This is a genomic window from Methylocaldum sp. (assembly GCF_039794385.1).
Taxonomy (GTDB): Bacteria; Pseudomonadota; Gammaproteobacteria; order Methylococcales; family Methylococcaceae; genus Methylocaldum.
On record NZ_JBDIVO010000282.1, the window covers coordinates 1 to 5,967 of the forward strand.

5 protein-coding genes are annotated in these 5,967 nt (G+C 62.2%); all 5 read right to left on the reverse strand.

The window, feature by feature from the left end:
* Window positions 1–102: 102 nt before the first annotated feature.
* Genes ABJK70_RS18650 through ABJK70_RS18670 form a run of 5 tightly spaced genes read right to left on the reverse strand, consistent with a single transcriptional unit; the run spans window position 103 to window position 5,492 of the window.
* A complete protein-coding gene (locus tag ABJK70_RS18650) occupies window positions 103–534 on the reverse strand; it encodes a hydroxymyristoyl-ACP dehydratase (RefSeq protein WP_347258741.1) in 432 nt (143 codons plus the stop codon).
* Window positions 525–1,310 (reverse strand): beta-ketoacyl synthase chain length factor, encoded by a 786-nt coding sequence (locus ABJK70_RS18655; protein WP_347258742.1) that lies wholly within the window; start codon window positions 1,308–1,310, stop codon window positions 525–527. Before ABJK70_RS18655 ends, ABJK70_RS18650 begins: the two co-directional genes overlap by 10 nt.
* Entirely contained in the window at window positions 1,307–2,494 is a 1,188-nt protein-coding gene (locus tag ABJK70_RS18660; protein ID WP_086134485.1) for a beta-ketoacyl-[acyl-carrier-protein] synthase family protein, read from the reverse strand. Before ABJK70_RS18660 ends, ABJK70_RS18655 begins: the two co-directional genes overlap by 4 nt.
* A gap of 53 nt (window positions 2,495–2,547) precedes the next feature.
* Window positions 2,548–4,863, reverse strand: coding sequence for an MMPL family transporter (locus ABJK70_RS18665; RefSeq protein ID WP_077731633.1), 2,316 nt, complete (start codon window positions 4,861–4,863; stop codon window positions 2,548–2,550).
* Window positions 4,860–5,492: a LolA-related protein gene (locus ABJK70_RS18670; protein ID WP_347258743.1), complete on the reverse strand. Its 633-nt coding sequence runs from the start codon at window positions 5,490–5,492 to the stop codon at window positions 4,860–4,862. Before ABJK70_RS18670 ends, ABJK70_RS18665 begins: the two co-directional genes overlap by 4 nt.
* Window positions 5,493–5,967 lie beyond the last annotated feature (475 nt).

Consider the following 5,967-nt stretch of genomic DNA (forward strand, 5'->3'; position numbering starts at 1 on the left):
GCGCGTTATAAAAGGTTAAGTATTGTACTCTCCCGAGGAGGGTGGTTCTACCCGATGCAGTGTTTTCCAAAGAAACGGTCCCGAGCGATATTCCGGTTCGGTTTAGGCCGACAAGAACACCGATACCCTACCCGTGAGAAGAACGCTGCCGCTCGATTCGACGGCAAAAGCGTACAGCAAACCGGTTTCATTTCCGTGAATTTTTTCCGCTCGAATTACGAGCGTGGATTCGATTCTGTTCAAGCACCCGACGGCGAGTTCGAACTCGCGAACGGCCGCCAGATAGCCCTGTTTCACCGGAGTATCTTGTTTTCCGGCCAATAGGCTCCCATGTATCGCGGCCGCTTGAGCGGCGTATTCGACGCCGCATACGGCGCTCAAACCCTCTTGGCGGCGTAGCGGATTATCCGACCGCCGGTGGCTGGTGGCCGACGCGACAATGCGGGTTTCATCCCAGTCGAGTATGTCATCGAGCAGGCACATGGTACCCGCATGAGGGAGCAGGCCGCTGAGCTCCGATCGGTCTAGGCGCATGGCTTAAGCCCGACCCGCGCTTGGCCATAACTCAGTTCGGCAGTCTCGGAACGGGCCAGAGCCGCCAAAAGCGGCAGGCTTCGAGCCGCGGGATTGCCGGCGCGCAAGGCCTCGAGCCCCGCATCGTCCATGTGGCCTATGTCGCCCGCATTGGCGGTATCGAGGCCGATCGTCAACTCGCCGAGGCTGTGCTCGGATCTTTCCGAAGCAAGCAGTAGGGAGACCGCAAACGGTGCCAGCAACGGACGAGCCCGGAGAATCGGATCAAGCGGCGGGAAATCATAGGCGACGAGTAGAACCTTCGTGTCTTCGACGAATGCCTGGCCGGCGGTTTCCAGCAGTCCCATGGCGAAGGAGTCGTCGAAGCAGGACAGGCTGGTGGACGCCTGCCGCGAACCGGTCGCGATGCTCCAGTATCCGGATGCCGCGTTGTGGACCGAGTTGTGGAATTGGGTCGGCGAGATCTGCCGCTCGACGGTGGCCAATTCCTCGAAAATCCGATGAATGATTTCGACTTCGCCGCCCGAGGACGTGAATACCGTCGCGATATCTCCCGCGTTTACGTCCGGCGGTAGCGCTTGTTCCGCCACGTCGATCGCGAGCCGGGTAACGGCGGTGCTTCTTCGTCGCTCCGCCGCAGGAAGTCGGCTCGCCAGGAGCCGCGGCAGCTCGCCGCCAGCATAGGCTTGCCGTCCGGCCAAAATCTCGCGGCTCTCCTTCCAGGAGGAAAGCCCGGGACCGATGATACCGACGCCTTCGACGAATACGCGGATCATGAGCGTTTTCCCAGAACCAGGCTGGCGTTGTTTCCGCCGAAACCGAAGGCGTTGCTGAGGACGGTCCGGACCGGCCGCCGCAGTTCCTCGGTGGCGATCCAGGACGCGATCTCCGGATCGACCCGCTCGGTGTTCAGGCTGCGCGGCACGAAGCTTTCGCGAATGCTCAGGCAACCGACGATGACATTCACGATTCCCGCCGCTCCCAGGGTATGGCCCGTCCAGCCCTTGATCGAGCTGCACGGTACCGCTGCGGCGAAGAGGCCGGACACGGCTTTGTCCTCGGCGGCATCGTTGGCTTTGGTGGCGGTGCCGTGCAGATTGATGTAATCGATAGCGCCCGGATCGATCCCGGCCCGCTGCATGGCCTTGTTCATGGCCTCCGCCGCACCCAGGCCATCGGGATGGGGCGAAGACATGTGGTAGGCGTCGGTGCTTTCGCCGTAGCCGAGCAGCGCGATATCGCCGGTGCCGCGTTCCGGTTTTTCCAGCAGGGCGAAACCGGCCGCTTCTCCGATGGAAATGCCGTTGCGGTCCGCATCGGCTGGACGGCACGGGGTGGACGATACCAGTTCGAGCGCGGTGAAGCCGTATAGGGTGGTAAAGCAGAGACTGTCGACGCCTCCGACGACTGCCGCATCGCACAGCCCCGTCTGAATCAGGCGCGCGGCGCTGGCGAAAACCTTGCTGCTGGACGAACAAGCCGTGGAGACGACGGATGCGGGGCCCTGCAGATCGAGATAGCGCCGGGTGAAATCGCCCACGGAAAACGTATTCTGGGTCTGCCGATAACGAAAGTCGGGCGGCAGCGCCCCGGTTTCGGGATTGCGCCTCCGATAAGCGGATTCCGTTTCCAGGATGCCGGATGTACTGGTGCCGAGAATCACCGCGATTCTTTCCGGCCCATAGCGCCGCCGGGCGCTTTCCACGGCTTGAACGAAGCCGTCCTGCTCGAGACCGATCCGGGCCAGGCGGTTGTTGCGGCAATCATAATCGCTTAAGCGTCCGCTTACGGGTTCGTTTTCGATTCCGTCGATCCGGCCGATGTAAGTGTCCAGTTCGGTACCCGGAAAGTCGCAGTGGCGAAGACCGCTGCGCTGTTCCCGAAGCGCCGCCGAAGTCGCATTCAGCCCCCTTCCCAGACAGTTGGTCAGGGTGAATGCGGAAATAATCAAAGGCTGCATCAAGTGGGTGTGGAGAAAGATAGCGTGAGATGGCGATGTGAAGAATTCAAGTATTATGCCGAAGACGGATTCCGTCTGGCCAGCATCGCTGCGAAAAGAACCGCGAGAGCCGCGCCCATGGCCACGGTGCTGCCGATGGCGTTGAGAATGTTGACGCTCGATGTTGCCAGAATGCCGAAAGCCATTACTGCGCTGAAGCTGCAAATCAGAAGCGACAGGAGGGTCCGGTTGCGCTCCTCCGGGGTTCGGCTGGGTTTGTTGAAGAACAATGCCTGGTCCATGCCGAGCCCCATTACCAGGAGCAGCGAAACCAGGTGATAAAGCGACAGGCCTCCGTACAGCCTCATCAATACCGCTGCGGTGACGAAAGCCGCAGCGGCCATGGGCGTCACAACCCGCAGCATGCCGCCCGGCGAGCGGAGTCCGAAAGTCAGCAGGATCACGATGGCTGCCACGCTCGCGCCGAGCAAATGAACGGCTTCGCGCCGGTAATCCCGAAGCAGCCGGCTCGATGCCTCGCGAAGATCCAGATAGATGAGGTTCTTGTCCGCCGCGAGCGCCGCCTGCAACTGCGCGGCATCGGCCACGCCGACGAGCGGAACCAGGCCGACCCAGAGCTCGCCATGCCGGAAAAGGAGCGATTCGATCTTGAGTCGGAACGAGGTTCCGGCAAAGCTCGTTTCATCGAGCAGCGGCGTATGTTTCGCATGCGATACGTCGGCGATGAAGGGTTCGAAGGCATTGGGCTTGAAAGACGTTTTCCGGAGCGCTTCATCCAGGTTGCGCCGCAGGATTTCCGTCTCGGGCAAGGCCGACTGCCGATGGCTTTGCGTTTCATGGCTGGGCAGGTAAAGCGCCGCCATGTCGAATCCGGCCATCGTTCCGTTGTCGGCCAGGGGCTGTAGGATTCTTTTCAGATCCTCGCTCCGCCTCAGAACGGTTTCGGCACCGGCGCCGGTTACGACGATCAACTGGCGAAGATCCGGTGCGCCCAGATCGCGGCGCAGGGCTTCGTCCAGCGCTTTGCGGGACTCGGGTACCGGGCTCAGGGCATCGATATCGTCGTTCCAGAGCGACGCGCCGGAGCCGGTTATCCATGCAATCGCGGCGAAGATCAGCAAGGGCGGAACGAAGCGGAACCGGCTTAGCCTTCTGAGAAACTCATCGGCATGCAACCCTCTGACGATCCGGTCGGGTAGGGCGATATGCTGGGGCATGAGCGCCGGCATGATCCAGCGGCAGGTCAGCCCGGCGGCCAGGAGTCCCGTCGCCGCGAAAACGCCCAATTGTGAAAGGCCTTCGAAGCCCGAAAACAGCATCGCGGCAAAGCCCGCCACGTTGGTGAGTATGCCAAGGCGTAGCGTCGGCCAGATCAGGCTTACCGTCTGGCGGCTGGTCTCTCCACGGCGCACATGGGTGAACAGATGGTTGGGATAATCGGCGGCGACGCCGAGCAAGGTCGCGCCGAATCCCAGGGTGATGCCGTGTATCCCGCCGGACCAGAGGCTCACCGCGCAGGTCCCTGCCAAGGCGCCCGTCGCCAGCGGCACCAGGCCGAGCAGGATGACCCGCAGCGACCGGTACACCGCCGCCAACAGCAGCGTGATCGCCAACGTATTGAGCAGGGACAGCCTAACGGCATCCTGCGTGATGGTGGCGTTGGCTTCCACCGAAAACGCGCCAGGGCCGCTCAGGAGCAGCTCGACCGAGCGGTTTCCCTTGACCGCCGCGAAGCTCTCCCGAATCGCAGCCACGGCTTCGGCCTGGGCATCCAGATCGAAAGCAGGCTCTTTCGTCTCCGCCACGAGCAGCGCCCGACGGCCGTCCGGCGAGAACCAGACGCCCTGTCGGAGCGAAGGCCCCGCGGATTTCATCCAAGGCCGCAAGGTTTCGAGGAATTCGCCGGTCGGATCGCGGGGCAGGAATTCCTTTTCCAATAAACCGGCCGGCGAGGCCAGTTCCGCCAGGCGCGCTTCCAAGGCTTGCCGGAGCCCTTCCGCGCCGAACCGCTGTTCGCTGACCTTAGGGCTCAAGAGATAGCGATTTTCGAACAGAAATTCCCGGTCTGCCGCGGAAAGCCCTTGAGTCCCGTTGTCGATCCGCACGAACGCGCGGTTCTCCCGCAACCGTTCCGCCAGGCGTCGACTGACCTCGGCCAGATCGGATTCCTTGTCTCCCTCCAGCGCCATGAGCAGCAGGCGGGACGCGACTCCGTGACGCAACTGCTCGACCAGGATCTGCTCCGCGATTCCCGCCTTTTTCGGGAGAAAATGCGTGAGGTCGGTGGAAATTGGTGTGCGGAACAGCGCGATCCATGCGCCTGCCGCCATGAGGACCAGCCACACGAAGACCGGCAGGCGCTCCCTCACGGCCGATGCTCGATGGTCATGACGGAGGTGTCGCCCCCGGTTTCCTCGATTTCGACTCGATCGATGCGGTCGCCGCTGCCTCGAATCCGGATGAACCGAACCAGCTTGGCCATATCCGGTTCGGTGGGCACCAGGGCCAGCAGCCAATTACGTTTCGATCCGCCGAAGCTGACTTTGTAAAAGCGGTTCAGGGTCGCGAGATCGCCCGCCAGCGGCGCCCTGATGCTTTCCACGAAAGCCCAGATGGCGGGTTGGGAAGCCAGCGAAAGGGTCTGTTTGACGCCTTTTGCGGGATTCTCGATGGTCAGGGAGTCGCCATCCACCGTATAGCGCTCCTCGAAGGGGGAAAGCACCCGTTTTTCGAGGAACGACGGCGCGCGGTAGATCAACGTGCCGCTCAGGCGCATGGGTTCCTTGAGGAGCGCCATGGTCTTGATTTCGGTATAGCGTTTCTCGCCGCTCTCGATGCGGGACAGTGCGCTCATCAGCGCATCGATGTCCCAGCGCTCGGCCGCGCCAGCCAGGGTTGCCGCCAAAATGAAGCTGAGCGGTATGGCGAGCCAACGCGAGATATGCCGTATGCGTCGCGCCAGGCAGCACGCCCGGCCCGTTCTTGTCCCAAAAGTCATAGGATGCCTATTGTTCTGATTCTTCGAGTAGGTTTCGGCGATGTATCGAACGCCGGAAGGGTATCTGAATAATCAATGATCGCGATGGGTGATGCGAGGTTGCCTACATGATAGTAAGGCGTCCTCCGGCAGGGAATAGCGGCGCGCTTTATCCGCTCCCATCTGGATGTTTCTCAAGGTCTAGCCCGGATTTCTCACGTCTCTTCGTCGCGATGGCGCCGAGGCGCCGGTGTGGCGCGCCGCACGGATTGAGCGACGGGGAAGGCGTAGCCGATACTACGTCGAGTCGGCGCGAGGGGCGAGGCGGAGAAGCCCATCCTCCGGTGAAGGATGGGCCTGCCGATCGGGCGGCCAAGGAAGGCCGCCCTGGACGTTGCGCGCAGCCGGATGGCGCAGCGCAAAGACGGCGCGTCACGGCGAGCGAATAGGCGTCCGCAGTAGAAGGGGGGTGAGAAATGTGGGCTAGAGCATTTTC